The organism is Salinibacterium sp. NG253, from assembly GCF_015864945.1.
Classification (GTDB): domain Bacteria; phylum Actinomycetota; class Actinomycetes; order Actinomycetales; family Microbacteriaceae; genus Rhodoglobus.
Genome location: NZ_JADYWF010000002.1, coordinates 480692 through 501353 on the forward strand (window position 1 = coordinate 480692; position 20662 = coordinate 501353).

At 60.0% G+C, this 20662-nt stretch carries 18 protein-coding genes; 11 read left to right on the top strand and 7 right to left on the bottom strand.

Annotated elements, in window-relative coordinates:
* The first annotated feature begins 312 nt into the window (after positions 1–312).
* Positions 313–1998, top strand: coding sequence for a VWA domain-containing protein (locus I6E52_RS12185; protein WP_197157779.1), 1686 nt, complete (start codon positions 313–315; stop codon positions 1996–1998).
* A gap of 101 nt (positions 1999–2099) precedes the next feature.
* On the opposite strand, the gene I6E52_RS12190 is transcribed toward I6E52_RS12185, so the two are convergent.
* From I6E52_RS12190 to I6E52_RS12205, 4 genes are read right to left on the bottom strand one after another with little or no spacing between them, the layout of a single operon-like run.
* A complete protein-coding gene (locus I6E52_RS12190; RefSeq protein WP_197157781.1) occupies positions 2100–2522 on the bottom strand; it encodes a VOC family protein in 423 nt (140 codons plus the stop codon).
* Positions 2523–2541: 19 nt separating this feature from the next.
* Positions 2542–3018, bottom strand: coding sequence for a GyrI-like domain-containing protein (locus tag I6E52_RS12195; protein WP_197157783.1), 477 nt, complete (start codon positions 3016–3018; stop codon positions 2542–2544).
* Positions 3019–3068: 50 nt separating this feature from the next.
* A complete protein-coding gene (locus I6E52_RS12200; protein ID WP_197157786.1) occupies positions 3069–3851 on the bottom strand; it encodes a CPBP family intramembrane glutamic endopeptidase in 783 nt (260 codons plus the stop codon).
* On the bottom strand, positions 3848–4249 hold the full coding sequence (locus I6E52_RS12205) for a thiol-disulfide oxidoreductase DCC family protein (protein ID WP_197125566.1): 402 nt from the start codon (positions 4247–4249) through the stop codon (positions 3848–3850). Before I6E52_RS12205 ends, I6E52_RS12200 begins: the two co-directional genes overlap by 4 nt.
* Before the next feature lie 264 nt (positions 4250–4513).
* On the opposite strand from I6E52_RS12205, the gene I6E52_RS12210 reads away from it, so the two are divergent.
* The 7 genes from I6E52_RS12210 (at position 4514) to I6E52_RS12240 (ending at position 14505) form a co-directional block, all read left to right on the top strand.
* The gene (locus I6E52_RS12210) at positions 4514–6106 is read left to right on the top strand and encodes an ABC transporter substrate-binding protein (protein ID WP_231602090.1); all 1593 of its coding nucleotides are present in this window, start codon (positions 4514–4516) and stop codon (positions 6104–6106) included.
* 139 nt (positions 6107–6245) lie between these two features.
* Complete coding sequence (locus I6E52_RS12215) at positions 6246–7175, top strand: ABC transporter permease (protein WP_197125564.1); 930 nt, start codon at positions 6246–6248, stop codon at positions 7173–7175.
* Entirely contained in the window at positions 7165–8124 is a 960-nt protein-coding gene (locus I6E52_RS12220; protein WP_197157790.1) for an ABC transporter permease, read from the top strand. The genes I6E52_RS12215 and I6E52_RS12220 overlap by 11 nt, the downstream gene beginning before the upstream one ends.
* Positions 8121–9872: an ABC transporter ATP-binding protein gene (locus I6E52_RS12225; RefSeq protein ID WP_197157792.1), complete on the top strand. Its 1752-nt coding sequence runs from the start codon at positions 8121–8123 to the stop codon at positions 9870–9872. Before I6E52_RS12220 ends, I6E52_RS12225 begins: the two co-directional genes overlap by 4 nt.
* A gap of 108 nt (positions 9873–9980) precedes the next feature.
* The gene (locus I6E52_RS12230) at positions 9981–11783 is read left to right on the top strand and encodes an ABC transporter family substrate-binding protein (RefSeq protein ID WP_307842530.1); all 1803 of its coding nucleotides are present in this window, start codon (positions 9981–9983) and stop codon (positions 11781–11783) included.
* A gap of 203 nt (positions 11784–11986) precedes the next feature.
* Positions 11987–13894: a translational GTPase TypA gene (gene typA / locus I6E52_RS12235; protein ID WP_197157794.1), complete on the top strand. Its 1908-nt coding sequence runs from the start codon at positions 11987–11989 to the stop codon at positions 13892–13894.
* Between the two features lie 74 nt (positions 13895–13968).
* Positions 13969–14505: a hypothetical protein gene (locus I6E52_RS12240; protein ID WP_307842531.1), complete on the top strand. Its 537-nt coding sequence runs from the start codon at positions 13969–13971 to the stop codon at positions 14503–14505.
* Between the two features lie 30 nt (positions 14506–14535).
* Here I6E52_RS12240 and efeB read toward each other — a convergent pair whose 3' ends face one another.
* From efeB to efeU, 3 genes are all read right to left on the bottom strand, one after another.
* Positions 14536–15807, bottom strand: a complete 1272-nt coding sequence (gene efeB / locus I6E52_RS12245) for an iron uptake transporter deferrochelatase/peroxidase subunit (RefSeq protein ID WP_197157796.1) — start codon at positions 15805–15807, stop codon at positions 14536–14538.
* Between the two features lie 67 nt (positions 15808–15874).
* A complete protein-coding gene (gene efeO, locus I6E52_RS12250) occupies positions 15875–17047 on the bottom strand; it encodes an iron uptake system protein EfeO (RefSeq protein ID WP_197157798.1) in 1173 nt (390 codons plus the stop codon).
* Positions 17047–17904 carry an iron uptake transporter permease EfeU gene (gene efeU, locus I6E52_RS12255; RefSeq protein WP_197157800.1) on the bottom strand — a complete coding sequence of 286 codons (858 nt, stop codon included), beginning with the start codon at positions 17902–17904 and terminating at the stop codon, positions 17047–17049. The genes efeO and efeU overlap by 1 nt, the downstream gene beginning before the upstream one ends.
* 115 nt (positions 17905–18019) lie before the next feature.
* On the opposite strand from efeU, the gene I6E52_RS12260 reads away from it, so the two are divergent.
* Genes I6E52_RS12260 through dapC form a run of 3 tightly spaced genes read left to right on the top strand, consistent with a single transcriptional unit; the run spans position 18020 to position 20648 of the window.
* Positions 18020–19210, top strand: a complete 1191-nt coding sequence (locus I6E52_RS12260) for a PIG-L family deacetylase (RefSeq protein WP_197157803.1) — start codon at positions 18020–18022, stop codon at positions 19208–19210.
* On the top strand, positions 19207–19542 hold the full coding sequence (gene fdxA, locus I6E52_RS12265; protein WP_197107380.1) for a ferredoxin: 336 nt from the start codon (positions 19207–19209) through the stop codon (positions 19540–19542). The genes I6E52_RS12260 and fdxA overlap by 4 nt, the downstream gene beginning before the upstream one ends.
* Positions 19542–20648 carry a succinyldiaminopimelate transaminase gene (dapC, locus tag I6E52_RS12270; RefSeq protein WP_197125550.1) on the top strand — a complete coding sequence of 369 codons (1107 nt, stop codon included), beginning with the start codon at positions 19542–19544 and terminating at the stop codon, positions 20646–20648. Before fdxA ends, dapC begins: the two co-directional genes overlap by 1 nt.
* The last annotated feature ends 14 nt before the right edge of the window (positions 20649–20662 follow it).

The following is a 20662-nucleotide window of genomic DNA, read 5'->3' on the forward strand; positions in this document are numbered from 1 at the left end:
CGTTGCTTGAGTAACGGAAAATGGCGCGTGCGGAACCGATCCAGTTCGGTTCTGCACGCGCCATAATTGTGTCCCCCGAATGTGGGACACCAGCATTCGTCTGGCATCGGCATCTGCCGTGGGGAAAATTCTTCACTTTAGCTGGATTTTCTCTCTTCAGGTGTTGTAATGTGCGTTTGGTGTACAGCGAGTGGTCGACCCGACGACCCCAAATCGCTTTCTCACCGACTGGAGAGCTTCGTGACCACCCGACGGCATCGACACCGTAAAACTTTTTGGCAACGGTGGAAGAAGCGCTGGTGGCTGGCGCCGGTGGCACTGGTTGCCATTGCAGCACTCTCTCTCGCTGGCATCCAACTGGGTGCAATTGGATGGATTTCGGATGCTGTTGCTCCGTTAGCGGGTGGCTGCACAGATACTCGCCCTGTCGTAATCGCCGCTGACCCGTCGATTGCTCCTGCCCTCACTATCGTCGCGGCGGAGTTCGATGAGGCCGACGGCAACTGCACGGAAACCGAAGTCCGTTCGCTCGTTTCGGCAGACACCGCTGCTCTCTTCGCTTCAGGTGCTGCCGGCGATCTCGACGCGTGGGTTCCTGACTCGGCGGCTTGGCTCGATCGCGTCACATCGATGGCCGACTCCTTGGGGCGCACTGCCCCCGAGCTCGAGATCACCGACTACGTGGCGAGCACCCCGGTAGTGCTGGCTACATCCGCATCGCAAGTCGCCGACCTCGGCGATACGCCGCTGTCGTGGGAGTCACTACTCAGCGGCACTGTGGTGACCCTGGTCCCTGACCCCGAGGCGAATGCCGCGAGCCTTGCTGGCCTTGCGCAGCTGCAGTCGGTCTCGTCTGCTGAAGATCCGCGCCAGTTCGCGGGTGCCATGATCGCCATGGGAAAAACAATTCCTCAGACTTCCGAAGAGGCTTTCGGGCTCGCGACTGACGCAACTCTGCCCACCGTTGTCATGACAACGGAGCGTGAAGTTGCCACCTACAACAGCGGGTCTGAGTCCTCGCCCATGATCGCGCTATATCCGACGGACGGAACGGTTGAATTGACCTACCCCTTTGTTGAGGTCGTCGGTGGGGATGAAGAAGCTGAGACGTCCACTTCAGCGACCTCTGCGTCCACAGGCGCTTCTGCTGCGGTAGCGAGTGAAATAGTCGCTGCCGATGCTCCGCAACGACTTCTTACGGCGCTGGCGGCGGCAACGCGCTCGTCGGCTGAAGTGTTGGCCAAGGAGGGTTTCCGCGATGCTGATGGCGGCGGCGACTTGCGGGTGACGGGAGTTCCCGAGACAGCCACTGAAGCGAAGCCGACGGCGGATGCTGCAGTACAGATCGAGATTCTTCGCTCGTGGAGTGTTCTTACGCTTCGTTCGCGACTCCTCGTTGTCATTGACACTTCAGGTTCCATGCTGGATCCGGCGAATAACGGCCTGCGCCGAATCGACGTGTTCCAGCTCGCTGCTAGTGAGGCGCTGTCAAAGTTCTCGGGCGAAGCCGAGCTGGGCGTGTGGGCCTTCTCTCAGAACCGTATCGGCACGCAGGACTGGGAACCGCTGTCGCCTATTGAGCCTCTGTCTGATCCCGATCATGTGGCTCAGATCAATGGCGTTGTCGCATCGTTGCCGGATCGCATTTACGGCTACACGGGGCTCTATGACACCATCTTGGCTGCGGTCAAGGAGGTCAAGGAGGACTACGACCCGTCGAAGATCAACTCGGTTCTGCTCATCACTGATGGCTACAACGAAGATGACAACGGCATCAGCCTGTCGGCGCTTCTCAAAAACTTGAAGGCGATTGACGACCCGAATGAGCCCGTTCCGGTGATCTTGATCGGGTTCGGTCCGGATACTGACCTGGAGTCAATGACGAAAATTGCGCAGTCGACGGGTGGTGCAGCGTATTCCGCTGCCGTGCCGGAAGACCTCGGCAAGGTGCTCGTGGATGCCCTCAGCCAGCGGTCCTGTCGTCCGAACTGCACGTAGTCGCTCAGGCCGCGGCTCGCTGACTCTCGAAGCGGAGCATCCTGAGGATGCCCGCTCGAGGGGGTCAGCGCCGCGGCGGTGCAGACTGCTGCAGTACGGCGCTAACGCGTCTCGTTGTCGTCGCTGATGCTGACGATCCAGTTCACGGAGTAGCGGTCGAGCACCATTCCGAAGATCCCGCCCCATTCGGCGCGCTCGAGCGGCATGTCGATTCGACCACCGTCGCACAGCTTTTCCCAGTAGCCCTCGATGGCGGTTTTTTCGCTGAGGTAGCCCGCAATCGAGATCGACATCGATCCGCCAGGGCTGTAGTCCATGGTTTTGGGGGTGTCGGCCAGCATCAGCGTGATTCCGGCCGGGGATTCCAGCTGGCCGTGCATGACCCACTCTTGTTCTTCGGGATCTTCACTGGCGTTGAAATCGGCGAAGGTATGGATTTCGGTGGTGCCGTCGAACACGGACTGATAGTAGGCAAGAGCTTCGCGAGCATTGTCTCTAAAACTCAGGTAGGGGTTCGTTTTCATGGTTGTTTCCTCTCTGGAGCTATTCGGCGGCGGGAACCACGGGAAATTCGAGGCGGGTGAGGAGCTCTGCTTCCGTAACTTCGCCAGGGGTGTTGAGGTAGATTTCGCGGGGTGCTCCGGCGTAGGTGTGGCCGTGTTCGCTGAACCAATCGAAAACGTCGTTGTAAGTGGCCTTGAGACCGCTGTAGGCGCCGTGGTGTGTGACCGTAGCAACGCGGCCACCGGCCAGTTCGTGTGTCGTGAGCACTGGATGATCGATAAGCCCGTTCGCGACTGGAACGCAGACTTCGCACTTCCATGGCCCATCGGTGCGCATCTCTTCGGTGTACACGGCCATCACGGGCCCCGCGACGGTGATGGCGGGGTCGGCAGTCTCGGTGAGCAGAGTGCCGATTGCGCCGCTCATGTCGGCAGGAAGAGTGTGCATCGTTGTCGAGAACTCGATGCCGGCAACGACGTGGCTTGGCACTGTTTCAATAGTGATTTGCGACGACATGCGCCACACTCTACGCCTCGGATGTAGCGAACGGTACTGGTTGTGGAGAACTATTCCGTGGCGCCGAAGAGCGCGGGAAACGCTCCTAGAGCCCAGCCGTAGCCGACAAAGATGGCAGCGTCGATGAGGGTGTGGGCAATGACAAGGGGCAGCACTCGACGGTAGCGCGTGTAGAGCCAGCCGAAAAGCAATCCCATGGCGACATTGCCGACAAACGCGCCAATGCCTTGGTAGAGGTGATAGGTGCCGCGCAGGATCGCAGTCGAGATAATGATCTGCCACCGGCTCCAGCCAAGCTCGCCGAGTCGGGCGTAGAGGTAGCCGATCACGATGACTTCTTCGGTAATACCGGCACGCAGAGCCGAGAGCAGCAGCACGGGCACGGTCCACCAGTATTGGTCGAGTGCAGCGGGGACAACATTGACAGTGATGCCGAGGGCACGCCCGGCGAGGTAGACCGCGATTCCGGGGATGCCAATCGCAAGGGCGAGAGCGATTCCGGTGAGTCCATCGCGAGTCGGGCGTGTGAAGTCGATTCCGAGTCTCGACAGTCGCGGCTTGGTCGCACTCCACAACAGGAACGCGACGAGCGCGACGGGCGCGAGATCAAAAGTGATACCGAGCAGCTGATAGATCAGGTCGAAGGTTGGCCGTGTGCTGAGTGACGAATTCAGCGTTGCGGTTTGCTGCGACAGCGATTCGGTACGCGTCAGTCTGTTCGTGATCGAGACGATCGAATAGATCGCGGACGCCCCGAGCGAGAGCGCAAGAACGATCGAGATCTCTGTCCAGAGCCGGCCGCGCGACTGAGGAAGCGCTGGTGCTGAGCTCACTCGGAGGGGCGCATGGCGCAGGCTGGAGTTCCGCCGGGCAGACGGTGCCGGAAGCGCGCGACGAAACGGTAGCCGAGGGAGGCGATCGTGCTGAAGGGCTCGGTGGCAATGAGATGCCCAAGGAAGCGCCATCCGAAATTTGGCTGAATTCTCAGAAGGGCTGAGAACGCCATGTGGCCGGCGAACTGTCGAGTAGGAGTCACGAACCACGCCGCTTTCTCAACGTCGTCCTGAGTGAGGGCGTAGTCGTCGAGATCGATCCATTGCCAGGGAGTGCTCTCGGGGAACACCGGAAGAATTGCCTGCAAACGATTGACCCAAAGGGTGCAAAAGGCGCAGTCACCGTCGAAGATCAGTATGGTCTGGGGCGCGCGGGAAGCCGGGCTCGATTGCGACATGGAAAGATGTTAACTCACGTTGCTGGGCGTCGCTCTGGAGAGGTTTGCGCAGTTTTGTAGTGAATGGCAGCGATGGTGCGCGGGAATTCTGCAAAGTATGCACATAATCTTCACGAGCGTTACTGCTGTGTAACGTTTGGCTTTACAGTTTTGATTGGGGCATCCCCCCGTTTTAGGGTGTGAACTATCAAGCGCGGTGCGGCGCCAAAAATTCCGTGCCGTTAGCGCAATTCTGCACAGGAGGAAACATTGAAGAGATCACGCATGGGCATCAGTGCAATCGCACTGCTGTCAGCCTCAGCACTCGCACTTGCGGGTTGCTCGGCCAGCGAGGCGCCCGCCGAAAGCGATACCGCCGCGATCATCACCACAAACGGTAGCGAGCCACAGCAGTCGCTCATTCCGACCAACACCACCGAAACTGGTGGCGGCAAGATCGTCACCTCGATTTTCGCTGGTCTCGTTTCCTACACCGCTGATGGCGATGTAGTCAACGAAGTAGCTCAGTCGATCGAATCCGAAGACGGACAGGTGTGGAACGTCACACTGAACGACGGCTGGACCTTCACCAACGGTGAAGCTGTAACGTCTGACTCCTTCGTCAAGGCATGGCAGTACGGCGCACTGCTCAGCAACGCGCAAAGCTCCTCGTACTTCTTCGACAACATCGAGGGCTTCAGCTACGACGAGGAATCAGAGCTCACGGGTCTTGACGTTGTCAGCGACACCGAGTTCACCGTCACCCTGATCAACCCTGAGGCAGACTTCCCGCTGCGTCTCGGCTACTCGGCATTCATGCCGCTGCCCGAGTCGGCTTGGGAAGACCTTGACGCATTCGGCGAAAACCCTGTCGGCAACGGTCCGTACATGGTTGCTGAAGACGGGTGGCAGCACGATGTCCAGATCGACCTCGTCACCAACCCTGACTACGACGGCGTACGCAAGGCTGTCAACGGTGGCGTGTCGATCATCTTCTACACCAGCCAGGATGCGGCATACGCTGACGCTCTCGGTGGCAACCTCGACATCCTCGACGCTGTCCCTGACTCGGCATTCGCAACCTACGAGTCGGACTTCCCGGGTCGTTCGGTGAACCAGCCTGCAGCAATTTTCCAGGCGTTCAACATGCCGTACTACCTCGAGCACTGGTCGGGCGAAGAGGGCAAGCTGCGTCGTGCAGCTATCTCGATGTCGATCGACCGCGCTGAAATCACTGATGTCATCTTCCAGGGCACTCGTACGCCGGCAACCGACTTCACGTCGCCGGTAATCGCTGGTCACTCCGACAACCTCGCTGGCGCTGAAGTCCTCGACTTCAACCCGGATGAGGCTGTAAAGCTGTGGGCTGAAGCTGACGCAATCGCGCCGTACGGAGACACCGTCTTCGACCTCGCGTACAACGCTGATGGTGGACACCAGGCATGGGTTGACGCTGTAGCTAACAGCATCAGCAACACGCTTGACATTGAAGCTGTGGGCAAGGCATACCCGACGTTCGCAGACGCGCTCAACGACCGTGACGCTAACGCGCTCACCGGTGGAACGCGTGCCGGATGGCAGGCTGACTACCCGTCGCTGTACAACTTCCTCGGACCGCTCTACGTTGATGGAGCCGGCTCGAACAAGGAAGGCTACTCGAGCCCCGAGTTCGAGAAGATTCTTGCTGAGGGTGCTAGCGCATCGTCCGTAGAAGAGGCAACGGCGAAGTACCAGGAAGCTCAGGAAGTCCTCCTGGTCGACCTTCCTTCGATCCCGCTGTGGTACTCGAACGTCACCGGTGTCTACTCTGACACCGTTGACAATGTTGTATTCGGTTGGGACTCTGTCCCGCTGTACAACGAGGTAACCAAGGGCTAATTAGCTCTTAGTTTTACCCAGTTTCCACTCTCAAGGTGTAATGCCCGGGGCTAGCTTTAGGCCCCGGGCATTACACTGAGTACCCTCATTCAGTGATTGTGACTCTTATGCTTATCCGTTCCTTCGAGGGAACCATCTGATGCTTTGGTATGCAGGCAAGCGTTTCCTCCAGATGATCCCCGTGTTTTTCGGCGCGACATTCTTGATCTATTTCATGGTGTTCGCGGTTCCCGGCGATCCAATCGCTGCGCTTTACGGCGACCACCCGCCAGCTCCGGGAGTGATTGAAGCGGTTCGAGCGGAGTACAACCTCGACAAACCCTTCATCGTTCAGTATCTGCTGTACATCGGTGGGCTCTTCCAAGGCGATCTGGGAACGACGTTCTCCGGCCGACCGGTCATCGACGTTATGGCTCAGGCCTTTCCGATCACCGCTCGACTAGCGCTGCTTGCTCTCGCGATCGAAGCCTTCTTCGGCATCATCGTCGGCCTCGTTGCTGGTCTCCGCAAGGGAAAACTGTTCGACGCTTCCGCCCTCGTGATCAGCCTTCTGCTGATTTCGGTTCCGACGTTCGTTGTCGGTTTTGTGCTTCAATACGTCTTCGGCATCCAACTGGGGTGGGCAAGAACCACCGTCAGCGGTGCGGCGCCGTGGGGCGAACTCATTTTGCCGGCGATCGTTCTCGCCTCGGTTTCATTCGCCTATATCGTGCGGCTTACCCGTGCGAGCGTGGCAGACAACCTCGGCGCAGACTTCGTGCGCACGGCTACTGCTAAGGGACTCTCGCGGCGTCGAGTTGTCACCGTGCACGTTCTTCGCAACTCGCTTGTTCCTGTCGTCACCTACCTAGGAGTCGATATCGGTTCGCTCATGGTCGGCGCGATTGTGACCGAGGGAATCTTCAACATCAACGGTGTCGGTGGAACCGTCTATCGAGCAATCCGGCTAGGGGAGGGTCCCACTGTGGTTTCCTTCGTCGCAGTGATGGTCATCATCTTTGTGCTAGCCAACCTGCTCGTTGACCTGCTCTACGCCGCGCTTGACCCAAGGATCCGTTATGCCAAGTAACAACACTGGTCGGCATCGTCCCGGCCAAGAACACTTCATCGCCTCGCTTGCAGAGACTCCGGTCGCTGAAATCGATCAGGTTGATGAAACAGGCAAGGCCCGCAGCACCTGGACCGATGCGTGGGAAGCCATGCGTCGTCGTCCGATGTTCTGGGTATCAGCCAGCTTGATCTTCGTGATCGTGATTGTGGCGGTATTCCCGGGGCTCTTCGCTAGCGCTGACCCCCGCGAGTGCTACCTCAAGTTCAGCAACGGAGATCCTCAGGCCGGTCACCCTCTCGGGTTTAACCGCCAGGGCTGTGACGTCTACTCGCGGATCATCTTCGGAACTCAGGCATCGGTGACCATCGGTCTGCTGACCACGGTGATCGTAACCCTGTTCGGCGGCGTGATCGGAGCTCTCGCGGGCTTCTACGGCGGGTTCCTCGACTCCTTCGTTTCGCGCGTCGGTGACGTATTCTTCGCTATCCCCACCGTTCTCGGAGCAATCGTTCTGTTCTCGGTAATCTCTGTTCGTGACGCACTCACCGTGTCGCTCGTGCTCTCCTTGTTTGCGTGGCCCCAGATTGCGCGCATCATGCGTGGCGCAGTCTTGTCCGCTCGAAACTCGGATTACGTCACGGCTTCGGCCGCCCTCGGTGTCTCGCGATTCAAGACTCTGGTTCGCCACGTGATCCCCAACTCGATTGCTCCCGTAATTGTGGTGGCCACGGTGTCGCTCGGTATCTTCATCGTTGCGGAAGCGACTCTCGGATTCCTCGGAATTGGTTTGCCGCCCACCGTCATGTCGTGGGGTAACGAGATCAACCAGGCTCAAGTGACGGTTCGTACGCACCCGCAGACGCTTTTGCTGCCTTCGGCTGCGCTTTCGATTACCGTGCTTGCCTTCCTGATGTTCGGCGACGTAGTTCGCGATGCCCTTGACCCGGAAGCGAGAGCACGCCGATGACCAATCCAGAAACAGTTTCCGTGTCGTCTGACTCCTCGAACGATGAAACACCGCTGCTCAAGATTCGCAACCTCGAAGTTGGCTTCGAGACTCAGCGTGGTCTTGTGCCCGCCGTCCGCGGCGTCGACCTGACTCTGTATCAGGGGCAGACGCTCGCGATCGTCGGTGAATCCGGATCGGGCAAGTCCACGACTGCGCAAGCAGTTATTGGGCTCCTCCCGGGTGCAGGCAAGGTGTCGGGCGGCTCGATCGAGTTCGAAGGCCACGACCTCACCCAATTCTCGGATGCTCAGTTTGCTGAGGTGCGCGGTAGCCAGATCGGCTACGTTCCCCAGGACCCGATGTCGAACCTCAACCCCGTCTGGAGCATTGGCTTCCAGGTAGAAGAGGCGATCAAGGCCAACGGAATCGCTCAGGGCAAAGAAGCGCGCCAGCGCACCATCGAAGTACTGCAAGAAGCCGGCCTCAGCGATGCCAGCGAGCGACTCAAGCAGTTCCCTCATCAGTTCTCTGGTGGAATGCGCCAGCGTGTTCTCATCGGTATCGGACTCTCGGCTCGCCCGAAGCTCCTGATCGCCGACGAGCCAACGTCTGCGCTCGATGTCACCGTGCAGCGCCAGATCCTCGACCACCTGCAAACACTCACGCGTGATTACGGCACCTCCGTGCTCTTCATCACTCACGACCTCGGCCTAGCTGCTGAGCGTGCTGAACAACTCGTGGTGATGTACAAGGGCAAGGTCGTGGAATCGGGACCGTCGCGTGCGATTCTCGAGAACCCACAGCATCCGTACACTCAGCGTCTCGTCGCTGCGGCACCGAGCCTCGCCTCGCGTCGCATCCAGTCGATCAAATCGGCGAAGTCGACTGACGACAGCGTGCGCATCTTCGGTGAAGGCTCGCTCGATGAAGCTCTCATCGCTCGTGCCGCAACCCGAGAAGCATCAGCGGATGAGGACCTGATCAAGGTGAGCAACATCACCAAGGTCTACGAGATTCGCAAGCAGGGCTTCCGCAAAGACAAGCTTCTTGCCGTCAATGACATTTCCTTTGGCGTCAAGAAGGGCACCACGACCGCGCTGGTCGGGGAGTCCGGTTCTGGCAAGTCGACGGTCGCCAAGCTGATTCTTCAGCTCGAATCGCTCACGAGCGGAAACATCGAATTCGACGGCAAGAACCTCGCGGGAATCAAGGGACAGGAACTCCTCGAATTCCGTCGCCGCGTTCAGCCCGTTTTCCAAGACCCGTATGGGTCACTCGACCCGCAGTACAGCGTGGGAAACACCATCGCAGAACCGCTGCTTGCTCACAAGCTCGGCACTGCGAAGGAACGCTACAACCGGGTGAGCGAACTGCTCGATCAGGTCTCGCTGCCGCAGGCAGCACGTCACCGTTACCCCGGCGAACTTTCCGGTGGCCAGCGTCAACGTGTTGCTATCGCTCGTGCCTTGGCACTCAAGCCAGAGGTGCTCGTGCTCGACGAAGCGGTCTCGGCGCTTGACGTGCTGGTTCAGGGGCAGGTGCTGAATCTCCTCACCGAGTTGCAGACCGAGCTTGAGCTCACGTATCTGTTCATCACGCACGACCTCGCTGTCGTGCGACTGGTGGCAGATAACGTGTGCGTCATGCAGGGTGGCCGCATCGTAGAAGCCGCGTCGACAGACGAGGTCTTTGAGAACTCCAGCAATCCCTACACGCAGGAATTGCTTGAAGCGATCCCCGGCGCCAACATCACACTCGGCGCCTAGTTTCTTAGTGCAGAAGGGCCGTTCCCCACTCGGGGAGCGGCCCTTCTGACTTAGACTCGTTTCTAGCGTGCCACCGCACGCTGTGTGTCCGTGTGCAGAAGGGGTTTCGTGAGCGCCACAAGAATTACGGCGAGCCTTGCTGTTGCCGCGGCCGCAGTATTGGTGTTGGCGGGCTGTGTCCCTCAGCAATCGCCCACTATCGAAGGCTCAGAGCTCACCGTCGCGGTCACTCAGCCCTACACCTCGGGCAACCCGTCGACTTCTTTTGGTGCGAGTGACACGAACGCCACCATTGCCTATGCAACAGGCTCCGGTTTCACCTACTTCGACGACAAGTCTGCGCTCGTGCGCGATGAGTCTTTCGGCCACTTCGAGAAGGTGTCCGATGACCCCCTCGCCGTGACCTATACGGTCGCTGACGGCGTGCGCTGGTCAGATGGTTCCGCCGTTGATGCCGTTGATCTGCTCTTGGAGTGGGCTGCGACATCCGGTGCTCTCAACACTCCCGATGCGGATGCCGCCAGCACGGTGGATTCCGAGACGGGCGCTCCGATCGATCGTTCGGATGACCGAGTGTTGTTCGACGCCAGCGCCACCGGAGATACCGGAATCGGTCTCGTCACAGAGATGCCGCAAATGAGTGACGATCGGATGTCGCTCACCCTCGTGTTTGACGAGCCAACCGCTCAGTGGCAATCTGCGTTCTTCGGCGCAGATTCTGCGGCCAAGCCCGCCCACGTCGTCGGCATGATGGCCTTCGCCAGTGACGACTCGATCGAGGCCAAAGAGCGCGTTTTCTCCGCCATTAGCGATGGCAATGAGAGCGACCTTGCCGCGATCGCGCGCACCTGGAACACGGTCTTCAACTTCGAGGGCATGCCCGCGAATAAGAGCCTTGTCGTCTCGAACGGACCTTACGTAGTTTCTGACTTCGTCGCGAATCAGTACGTGACTCTGAGGGCCAATGAGGACTACAGCGGCATGCGCGAGCCGACTTTTCAAGAGATTCGCGTTCGGTTCATGAGCGATCCGCTAGCGCAAGCACAGGCCTTGCTTGTTGGTGCTGTACAAGTAGCAGAGCCGACAATGAATCAAGATGTGCGCAATGCTCTTGCCACGATGAACGCCACGGTCATCGATGGCACCACCGATAGGTTTGAACACCTTGATCTGCAATTCGCGGAGTCAAAGAGTGGCGTCTTCGATGATCCGCTCGTGCGTCAAGCGTTCCTCAAAACGGTGCCGCGCGCCGCAGTTGTTCAGACTGCGCTAGGCGAGCTGTATCGTCGGGCAACCCCGCGCGACTCATTCCTCTTCGCTCCCGGCGATGAGGGCTATCGCAGTGCGCGTGCCGCTAATGGCTCTGCCGACTTCGTCGAGCCGGACATTGCTGGCGCCAAAGAGCTTCTTGCCGAAGCGGGCGTCTCGAAGCCTGGCGTATGCATCCTCTATGACGCCTCTGACGACATGCGTGCAGCCGAATACACCTCCATCGCCGAGTCGGCCAAGGCGGCGGGTTTCGTAGTGAGTGATTGTTCGAGTGACGACTGGCGTGACCAACTCGGCACCCCCGGTGCCTACGACGCTGCGTTGTTCAGCTGGCAGAATCCTCGCCCTGGCGTAGGGCTTTCGGCGGCGATCTACGGCACCGGCGGTTATGCCAACCTCAATTACTTCTCTGATTCCACGGTCGATTCGTTGATAGCCGATGCGACTGACCCGAGCGTGGACGCTGAGGGACGAACCAACGCCCTGAAGGCGGCGGATGCTGCGCTCTGGAGTGCATCCTATGGAATGCCGTTATTCCAATACCCCGCCACAGTCGCATACGACCAAGACCGGGTCGATAACGTCTCGTTGTCGTCGCTGAATCCGGGCGTATGGTGGAACGTGTGGGAGTGGAAGCCCTAGCATTTTCGTCCCCCTGAGGGGGCGGCTGCGATAAATCTTGTCAAACAGGGTAAACTGGTGGAGCAGGACACTCTGAATGATCTTCTGCGACCTCCCAAGATCTTTACCCGGTGGCATCAGGCCGCCGATCTGCTGCCGAGAATTTCTGCGCAGCGTCTGCGGTGAAAGACCGCACAGCCTCCAATGAATTAAGGAATATTGCTATGGCTATGGCCACTCGCAGCGATTTGCGCAACGTAGCGATCGTTGCCCACGTTGACCACGGAAAGACAACCCTCGTTGACGCGATGCTTCGCCAGACGAACTCCTTCGAGGCGCACGCGCACCTCGAAGAACGCGCGATGGACTCGAACGAGCTCGAGCGCGAAAAGGGCATCACGATCCTCGCGAAGAACACCGCGATTTCGTACAACGGCAAGTACGCCACTGATGGCCCCATCACGATCAACGTGATCGACACCCCCGGCCACGCCGACTTCGGTGGCGAAGTTGAGCGTGGACTCAGCATGGTCGACGGCGTTGTGCTGCTCGTTGACGCCAGCGAGGGCCCGCTTCCGCAGACTCGCTTCGTTCTCCGCAAGGCTCTTGAAGCCAAGCTTCCCGTGATCCTGCTGGTCAACAAGACTGACCGTCCGGATGCGCGCATTGACGAAGTTGTCGCCGAAAGCCAGGACCTGCTCCTCGGCCTCGCGAGCGACATGGCAGACGACGTTCCCGACCTCGACTTGGACGCCATCCTTGATGTCCCGATCGTTTACGCTTCGGGCCGTGCTGGTGCTGCAAGCTGGAACAAGCCCGAAAACGGCACCCTGCCTGACAACGATGACCTCGAGCCGCTGTTCGACGCCATCCTCAAGCACGTTCCCGCACCGTCGTACGACGACGAGCACCCCCTGCAGGCCTGGGTTACCAACCTTGACTCCTCGCCGTTCCTCGGCCGTCTTGCTCTTCTGCGTGTCTTCAACGGCACCATCAAGAAGGGCCAGACTGTTGCCTGGGTCAAGCACGATGGAAGCGTTGCCAACGTGCGCGTCACCGAGCTCATGATCACGAAGGCTCTCGACCGTTACCCGGCCGAAAGCGCCGGCCCCGGTGACATCGTTGCTGTTGCAGGCTTCGAGGACATCTTCATTGGTGAAACTCTCTGTGACCCCAACGATGTTCGTCCGTTGCCGACCATCACGGTCGACGACCCAGCAATCTCGATGACCATCGGAACCAACACCTCGCCGGTCATCGGCAAGGTCAAGGGCCACAAGCTCACCGCTCGCATGGTCAAGGACCGTCTCGACCGCGAACTCGTCGGTAACGTCTCGCTCAAGCTCGTCGACATCGGGCGTCCGGATGCCTGGGAAGTTCAGGGTCGTGGAGAGCTTGCGCTCGCCATCCTCGTTGAGCAGATGCGTCGCGAAGGCTTTGAGCTCACCGTTGGTAAGCCCCAGGTTGTTATCAAGAAGGTCGACGGCAAGGTTCACGAGCCTTTCGAACACCTCACGATCGATGCTCCTGAGGAATACCTCGGTGCGATCACTCAGCTCCTTGCTGCTCGTAAGGGCCGCATGGAGGGGATGAGTAACCACGGCACCGGCTGGGTTCGCATGGAATTCATCGTTCCGTCGCGTGGCCTCATCGGTTTCCGCACCGAATTCATGACCATCACCCGCGGTGCTGGTATCGCCAACGCCGTCTCGCACGGTTACGAGCCTTGGGCTGGCGAAATCGTCACGCGCGTCAACGGTTCGATCGTTGCTGACCGTGCCGGTGCGGCTACTCCGTTCGCGATGGTTGCTCTGCAGGAGCGCATGTCGTTCTTCGTTGAGCCCACGCAGGAGGTCTACGAAGGCATGGTTGTCGGCGAGAACTCGCGCGCCGACGACATGGACGTCAACATCACCAAGGAAAAGCAGCTCACCAACATGCGCCAGTCGACCTCGGACTCGTTCGAGCGTATGACTCCGTCGCGCAAGCTCACGTTGGAAGAATGCCTCGAATTCGCTCGCGAAGACGAGTGCGTAGAGGTCACTCCGGAGTTCGTGCGAATCCGTAAGGTCGAGCTCGATGCCAACGCTCGCGCACGCAGCACGTCGCGCATGAAGAAGCAAAACGCCTAACCTTTCTTCTCGCAGCGGGCTCACATGAGTCGGCAATCTGCGCGGAGTACGATGCAGCTACGGTCATCCTGATCGTGGCTGCATCGTTGGTTAACGGCGTATTCAGTCGCACCACCGCGTCACTTCTGGAGTTAGTCATGTTGAGCGCCCGCCGCAGTGTTAGCGCATCCGTTGCCCTCGTTCTGGCCTTGGCCATTACGCCAGCGCTATCGGGCTGTTTCGGCGAAAACCCCATCGGCGGAATCGTGGAACAGGCTACCGGCGGCAAAGTGAGCCTCGGCGGCGATGAGGTTCCTGAGGGCTTCCCCAGTGCAGTGCCGCTGGCCGACGGCGAAGTGCAGTTTGGCATCGCTGCCGGCGACGGAGACAATCGCGGCTACAACATCACCATCTTGACGGGCGCTGAATCGCCCCTGGGCGCCATCGAAACGCAATTTGCGGATGCCGGTTACGAGTCGCAAGTGCAAGCCAGCGGTGCTGATGGTGCCGGTTCGGTTCTCTTCTCCAATGATTCGTGGAATGTCGTCGTACTTGTCGCGCAGACCGATGATGGCTACACCGCGAACTACACGGTCGCGCCCGCTTCGATGGGCGAGCAGATCGCCAACTGAGCTCTTGGCGCAATGCTGAGGCAAACCCGTTTAGGCGAGGTCGAACATCCCCGCGCCGATAAAGCTTCCTGACTGTGCTCCGGGAGGAACAGCGAAGATTGCTGAGCCGACGTAGCGCACGTATTCGTTCATGAGGTCGTTGCGCGAGAGCGCGAGCTGGATGGGCACGAACTGTTTTTCAGGATCGCGTTGGAAGCTGATGAAGAACAGGCCGGCGTTGAGTCGGCCGAGCTCGTCGTTGCCATCCACGAAGTTGTAGCCGCGTCGCAGAATCTGCGCGCCACCGTGGGTGTCGGGGTGGGCGAGCTTCATGTGCGAATTGTCGTCAATCAGCGGCGCATCATCGCGACCGGCCTGCTCGAAGTCGGGGTCGGTGAATTCGGAGCCGCCGCTGAGAGGTGCGCCTTCACCCTTGGTGCGCCCGAAGATCGTCTCTTGTTCACGCAGTGAGGTGCGGTCCCAGGTCTCGATGGTCATGCGAATCTTGCGGCTCACGAGATAGGAGCCGCCGGCCATCCAGGAAGCTCCGTCTCCGGATGCTGCCCAGACGAAGTCGTTAACTGCGTCGGTTTCTTCGGCGCGCAGGTTCGCGGTGCCATCTTTGAAGCCGAAGAGGTTGCGCGGTGTCTTCTGCGCTTGCGTTGTCGATGACGTGCGGCCGAAGCCGAGTTGAGACCAGCGAAGCGTTGCGCGGCCAAAGGCGATACGCGAGAGGTTGCGGATGGCGTGAACGGCGACCTGCGGGTCGTCGCTGCACGCTTGGATGCAGAGGTCGCCCCCCACGAGTTCGGGCAGCAGAGCGTCGCTGGGGAACTTCGGGAGGTCAATGAGGGCCGATGGTCGCTTGCTGGCGAGGCCGAAGCGCTCATCGAACAGCGTAGGGCCGAAGCCGAAGGTGATCGTGAGACCACCCGGTGGCAGATCGAGGGCTTCGCCCGTGTCATCCGGTGGCGCATCGTAGGGTCCGCTCGCGGGACCATAGTCGCCTGCGGCTTCGCCGGTCGTCATGCGCGCGGCGGCGTAGCTCCAGTCCTGGAGCAGTTCGATGAGCTCGTCGCGAGAGATGTCATTGACGTCGAAGGCGGCGAAGTGGAGTCGATCTTGAGCCGGCGTGATGATGCCCGATTGGTGATCGCCGAAGAACGGGTAGGTCGCGGCGACATCGTTGCCCGTCGTCGACGAGCCGCCACCGCCACCGAACGCGAAAGCTCCACCAACGCCGAGTCCGGCACCCACAACGCCAGCCCCAGCTAGCCCGAGGAGGCCGCGGCGGGAGAGACCCTTGGTGTCATCTGTTGGCATTGCTGTTCTTTCGGTGTGGGGCGGTAGGCGGCTGCTGTCTGCAACGGCCGGAGACGGGGGAGTGGAGTTAGAGAACCAACACTGCGGTAAGGCGAGAGAGGGGCTCGGCGAGCGCGTTCACCTGATCGGAGAATGCGCGAATCTCGCTCGTGGACAGCTCAGTGTAGAGACGGAAGCCGTCGCCTTCCTTCTGCGCGTCGAGCAATGTTTGCAGCTCATCGAACTCCGCGTCGAGGGTGGCTGCGAGATCGGCATCCTTCGTGACCAGGATGTCGCGAACACCGTCATAGAGCACACGAGCACCATCGATGTTCGCTTGGAAATCCCACAGGTCGGTGTGCGACCAGAACTCTTCTTCTCCGGTCACCTTGCCGCTGGCAACCTCGTCGAGAAGGCCAATGGCGCCGTTGGTCTGCTGATCAAGAGTGAACTCGAGATCTTGCACGTTGTTGTAGAGAGTGGTGGTGTCTTCGACAAGCTGCGAGGCAAGCGCTTCACGCTTCGACTGGTCGTAGGGCTCGAAGCCGGCTTCGGCCTCGGCGGGCCACAGATCTTTCTCCATGGCGTGCCAGCCGGTCCACTCTTGACCGTCTTCGAGGTCGGCTTCCCGCAGATCCATGCGGGGGTCGAGGTCACCGAACGACTCGGCTACAGTCTCAACGCGCTCCCAGAACACGCGCGTCGGGGCGTAGAGAGCGCGGGCAGCGTCATCGTCGCCAGCGATATACGCGGCAGCGAAGTCTTCCGTGCCAACGACAAGGTTTTCGATCTGGTCCTTGACGTAACTCTTGTAGTTGGCGTTTGCCGCGGCGACTTGCGCGGCAGTGTCACCGCTGAACGACAAATCTGTACCGGAATCGGTGACCGTAAACGCTGCCGTACCAACTCCCTCACCGATCATTCCCGGCTTGCAAACCGTGAAGTAGTCACCCGGTTGAGCCAATACGACGAGATCGCGACTGATGCCGGGGCCGATGTTCTCGACCTCACCGACGATGCGCAGTCCGTCATCCGCCAGCAGGTAGAACTCAGTGACCTGGTCACCGGAGTTCGTGACGGAGAATACGAGGGTGCCGCTTGGCGCTTCGCTGGCGCTCACGGCGCAATCTGTGGCGCTGCTGTCGACAGTGATCGTGTTGTCGGCGGTGGCTTCGGTGCTGTTGGCAACGCAGCCGGTGAGAGCGAGCGCAGCGACAGTTGCCGCCGCGGCGAATCCGTAGCGGGTAGGGCGGGTGGTCATCAGGCTCCTTGAGTGCTGAGGCGTGCTTCGGGCACCAGCGGCTTATCAGCACGCTTGTTGCCGCGAACAGTGCGGATGAAAATCGTCATGACAGCCCCGACATAAGCAACCCACACACCGGCTTCGAGCCACGTGGTCGCGGGGGAGAAGTTGAGAGTGCCCTTAAGCAATGTGCCGTACCAGCTGTCGGGCGGGATAGCCGCGCTGACGTCAAAGGCGAGTGCGTGGAGGCCCGGCAGAACGCCGGCCTCTTGCAGGTCATGCACGCCATAGGAGAGCACGCCGGCGGCAACGATGATAAGGATTGCGCCGGTCCACGTAAAGAAGCGAGTGAGATTGATGCTCACGACGCCGCGGTAGATGAGGTAGCCGAGCACAATCGCGGCAGCAATGCCGAGCGCTGCGCCAGTGAGGGGGAGTGCGGTCGATCCGCTCGCCTGTACTGCTGCCCAAATAAAGAGGGCGGTTTCGATGCCTTCGCGGCCGACCGCGAGGAACGCGACGAGAACGAGGCCCCAGCCGGCACCCGTGAGGTGCGAGTCGACTTCGCTGCGCAGTTCGCGACCGAGACCGCGGGCGGCGCGGAGCATCCAGAAAATCATCCACGTGACGAAGGCGGTAGCAACAATCGAGAGGATGCCGCCAATGAGCTCTTGAGCCTGAAACGACAAGCCGTAGGTGCCGAAGGTGAGACTCGCGCCGAGGCCCAGCGACAACACGATGGCGATAGCGACTCCGAGCCAAATGCGGGGGAGTACATCGGTACGATCGATTTTGCGAACGTAGGCAATAAGAATGCCAACCACAAGCGCGGCTTCGAGGCCTTCTCGTAGTCCGATCAGGAAGTTTGCGAGCACTGGACTCTCTTGTCAGTTGAGTTCTGGACAGGTTGGTAAGCCTAACCTAAGCAACCGTAATTCGGCTACCTGTGCTTATTCTGTTTACTGCAGAACGAATGGTGGAGGAACGGCCGTGAAAGATCGAGCACAACGGGTATTGGTTGTTGCCGCACGCCCAGAAGACGAGGCGTACGTCTTCGGCGCCACCATTGCCACTCTGGTTCAGCGTGGTACCGAACTCATTGTGCTCAGCTGCAGCAACAACGCGACCGCCGCAATAGAGGCATCGCCCTCGACCGGCAGCGCACCCGAGACTGTCTCACACGGCGCCGCAGTGCCTGGTTTCCTGGCCGCAAGCGTCACTACGGGCGGCAGTGCAGAAACGAATACTGCAGTTGCTGACGCTGAAGCGGATGCCGACACCGACGCCGATACCGGCACCGACACCGGCGAACGCGCGGCGGTGTCCGTCGACGAGGTCGTGCGCGAAATCCTCGGCATTACCTCTCACCACATTTTGCGTGAAGACAACGGTCGTCAGTTCAGCACGCTCGACGCCCGCGCTCTCGCCTCCGACCTAGCTGCAGCAATCACCTCGTTGAAGCCGGATGTCGTCGTCAGCTACGCCAAAGAGTCCAGCGGAACGGCGCGCGGCGCTGAGGCGCTGCTCGTGCACGACGCCACGGTGTTGGCGACTGAACTTGCTGGGGTGCCTTTCTACACGGCATCCGCTGTTCCTGTTGATCGTGGGGTGGCGGTCTCGTCGGCAACGGCCCTCGCGTTTAAGCGTCGGGCGACAGAGATTTATCGCAATGAAGTTCCGGTGGGAGAGAGCGTTTCGACACCGCCGGAGTATTTGCGTCGCTTGCGTCGCCGCGAGCTGGTCATCGGCGAACGCAGTCGTGTGGAGCGCAGCATCTTGGCTCTGGTTTCTCTCGCGTTGGGGGCCTTGGTCGGCCTCGTTCTCACCGCCGTGCACCAGTCAACGTTCACGATCGGTGATGTTCGTGTCCCGTGGGGAATTGTGGTGTCTGTCACGCTCGTAACGGCGCTCATTCTGGGCCTGCGATTGATTTATGACACCCGAGTCGCGGCAGGTTTTGCCTCGCTGGGTGTTCTAGCGATGTCGGCACTCTTGGCTGCGGCAATGCCCGGCGGAACAATTTTGATCCCGGCGAATGTTGCGGGCTACGTGTGGACTTTTGCGCCCGTGCTTGTGGTGCTCATTGTGGTGGGGTGGCCTCGGGTGAACCGTCAGGTTTCGTCGGCGAGCCGCGCTAACATTGAATTGAACTCTCCCGTGAAAGGTGCGGATATCTCTTGACCTACGTCATCGCTCAGCCCTGTGTCGATCTTAAAGATCGCGCGTGTGTAGATGAATGCCCAGTCGACTGCATTTATGAAGGCGACCGCATGCTCTACATCCACCCGGATGAGTGTGTTGACTGCGGAGCGTGCGAGCCGGTGTGTCCGGTTGAGGCCATCTATTACGAAGATGACCTGCCCGATAAGTGGGCCGATTACTACAAGGCCAACGTTGAATTCTTTGATCTCCTCGAGGTGAGCTCACCCGGTGGAGCAGCAAAGGTCGGTGTGATTCCCAAGGATCACGCCCTCATCGCGGCCCTGCCTGAGGGTGGCGGGTCCTCAGACTAATGGCGCGCACGCCGTTGGCTCTCCCCGATTTTCCGTGGGATTCGCTTGTGCCGTACGGCACGATTGCGCGCACTCACCCCGATGGCTTCGTTGACCTGTCAGTCGGTTCACCGGTAGACCCCACCCCCACGGTTATCCGCGAAAGTTTGGCGACGGCCACGGATGCTCACGCCTACCCCACCGCCACGGGCACAGTTCAACTGCGTGAGGCCATCGTCGACTGGTTTGAGCGCCGCCGTGGTGTGCCCGGGCTCACCGTCAACAATATTCTGCCGACCGTCGGTTCCAAAGAGTTGGTGGCACTGCTGCCGCTGCTGCTGGGGCTCGGCAAAGACGACGTCGTCGTGCATCCCTCGGTCGCGTACCCGACGTATGCCATTGGGGCGGCCATGGTTGGCGCTACTGCTGTGGCATCTGACGATCCTGCATCGTGGCCCGAGAACACTGCTCTCGTCTGGCTGAACAGCCCAGGTAACCCTGATGGTCGCGTCGCTGATGTTGAGCAGCTGCGCGCTGCTGTTGCCCGCGCTCGCGAATTGGGTGCAGTCATCGCCTCAGACGAGTGCTACGCCGAACTCAACTGGAACGGCCCCGACCCCACGCCTTCCATTCTCGATCCCGAGGTTATTGGCAGCGACCGGTCGTCAGTTCTTGCGGTGTATTCGCTCAGCAAGCAGTCGAATTTGGCCGGTTACCGTGCCGCATTTGTGGCCGGATGCTCGGGACTCATCTCAGAACTACTCACCGTGCGCAAACACGTCGGACTTCTCGTGCCCGGCCCCGTGCAAGCCGCGATGGTCACGGCCCTTCAAGATGACGCCCACGTTGCGGCCCAGCGCGAGCTTTATCGTGCACGTCGCGCCAAGCTGCTGCCCGCTTTGAAGCGGGCGGGATTCTTCGTGGATGACAGCGTTGCAGGCCTCTACTTGTGGGCAACAAAGAACGAAGACTCGTGGCAGACGGTTGGCGATTTGGCGCAGTCTGGCATCCTCGTGGTTCCGGGCTCGTTCTACGGCGAAACCCCTGCCCGGCACGTACGTATCGCACTCACCGCGAGTGACGACACCATTGCGGATGCGGTCGCTCGCCTCGATTTGCTCGCTTAAGTGCACTAACCGGC

Bases quoted from the DNA above. Each gene is read 5' to 3' on its own strand.
- I6E52_RS12205 (WP_197125566.1), bottom strand. From the start codon at position 4,249: ATGTCGCAATCGAGCCCGGCTTCCCGCGCGCCCCAGACCATACTGATC.
- dapC (WP_197125550.1), top strand. From the start codon at position 19,542: ATGGCGCGCACGCCGTTGGCTCTCCCCGATTTTCCGTGGGATTCGCTT.
- I6E52_RS12225 (WP_197157792.1), top strand. From the start codon at position 8,121: ATGACCAATCCAGAAACAGTTTCCGTGTCGTCTGACTCCTCGAACGAT.
- I6E52_RS12190 (WP_197157781.1), bottom strand. From the start codon at position 2,522: ATGAAAACGAACCCCTACCTGAGTTTTAGAGACAATGCTCGCGAAGCT.
- efeB (WP_197157796.1), bottom strand. From the start codon at position 15,807: ATGCCAACAGATGACACCAAGGGTCTCTCCCGCCGCGGCCTCCTCGGG.
- efeO (WP_197157798.1), bottom strand. From the start codon at position 17,047: ATGACCACCCGCCCTACCCGCTACGGATTCGCCGCGGCGGCAACTGTC.
- I6E52_RS12220 (WP_197157790.1), top strand. From the start codon at position 7,165: ATGCCAAGTAACAACACTGGTCGGCATCGTCCCGGCCAAGAACACTTC.
- I6E52_RS12210 (WP_231602090.1), top strand. From the start codon at position 4,514: ATGGGCATCAGTGCAATCGCACTGCTGTCAGCCTCAGCACTCGCACTT.
- I6E52_RS12195 (WP_197157783.1), bottom strand. From the start codon at position 3,018: ATGTCGTCGCAAATCACTATTGAAACAGTGCCAAGCCACGTCGTTGCC.
- I6E52_RS12215 (WP_197125564.1), top strand. From the start codon at position 6,246: ATGCTTTGGTATGCAGGCAAGCGTTTCCTCCAGATGATCCCCGTGTTT.
- typA (WP_197157794.1), top strand. From the start codon at position 11,987: ATGGCTATGGCCACTCGCAGCGATTTGCGCAACGTAGCGATCGTTGCC.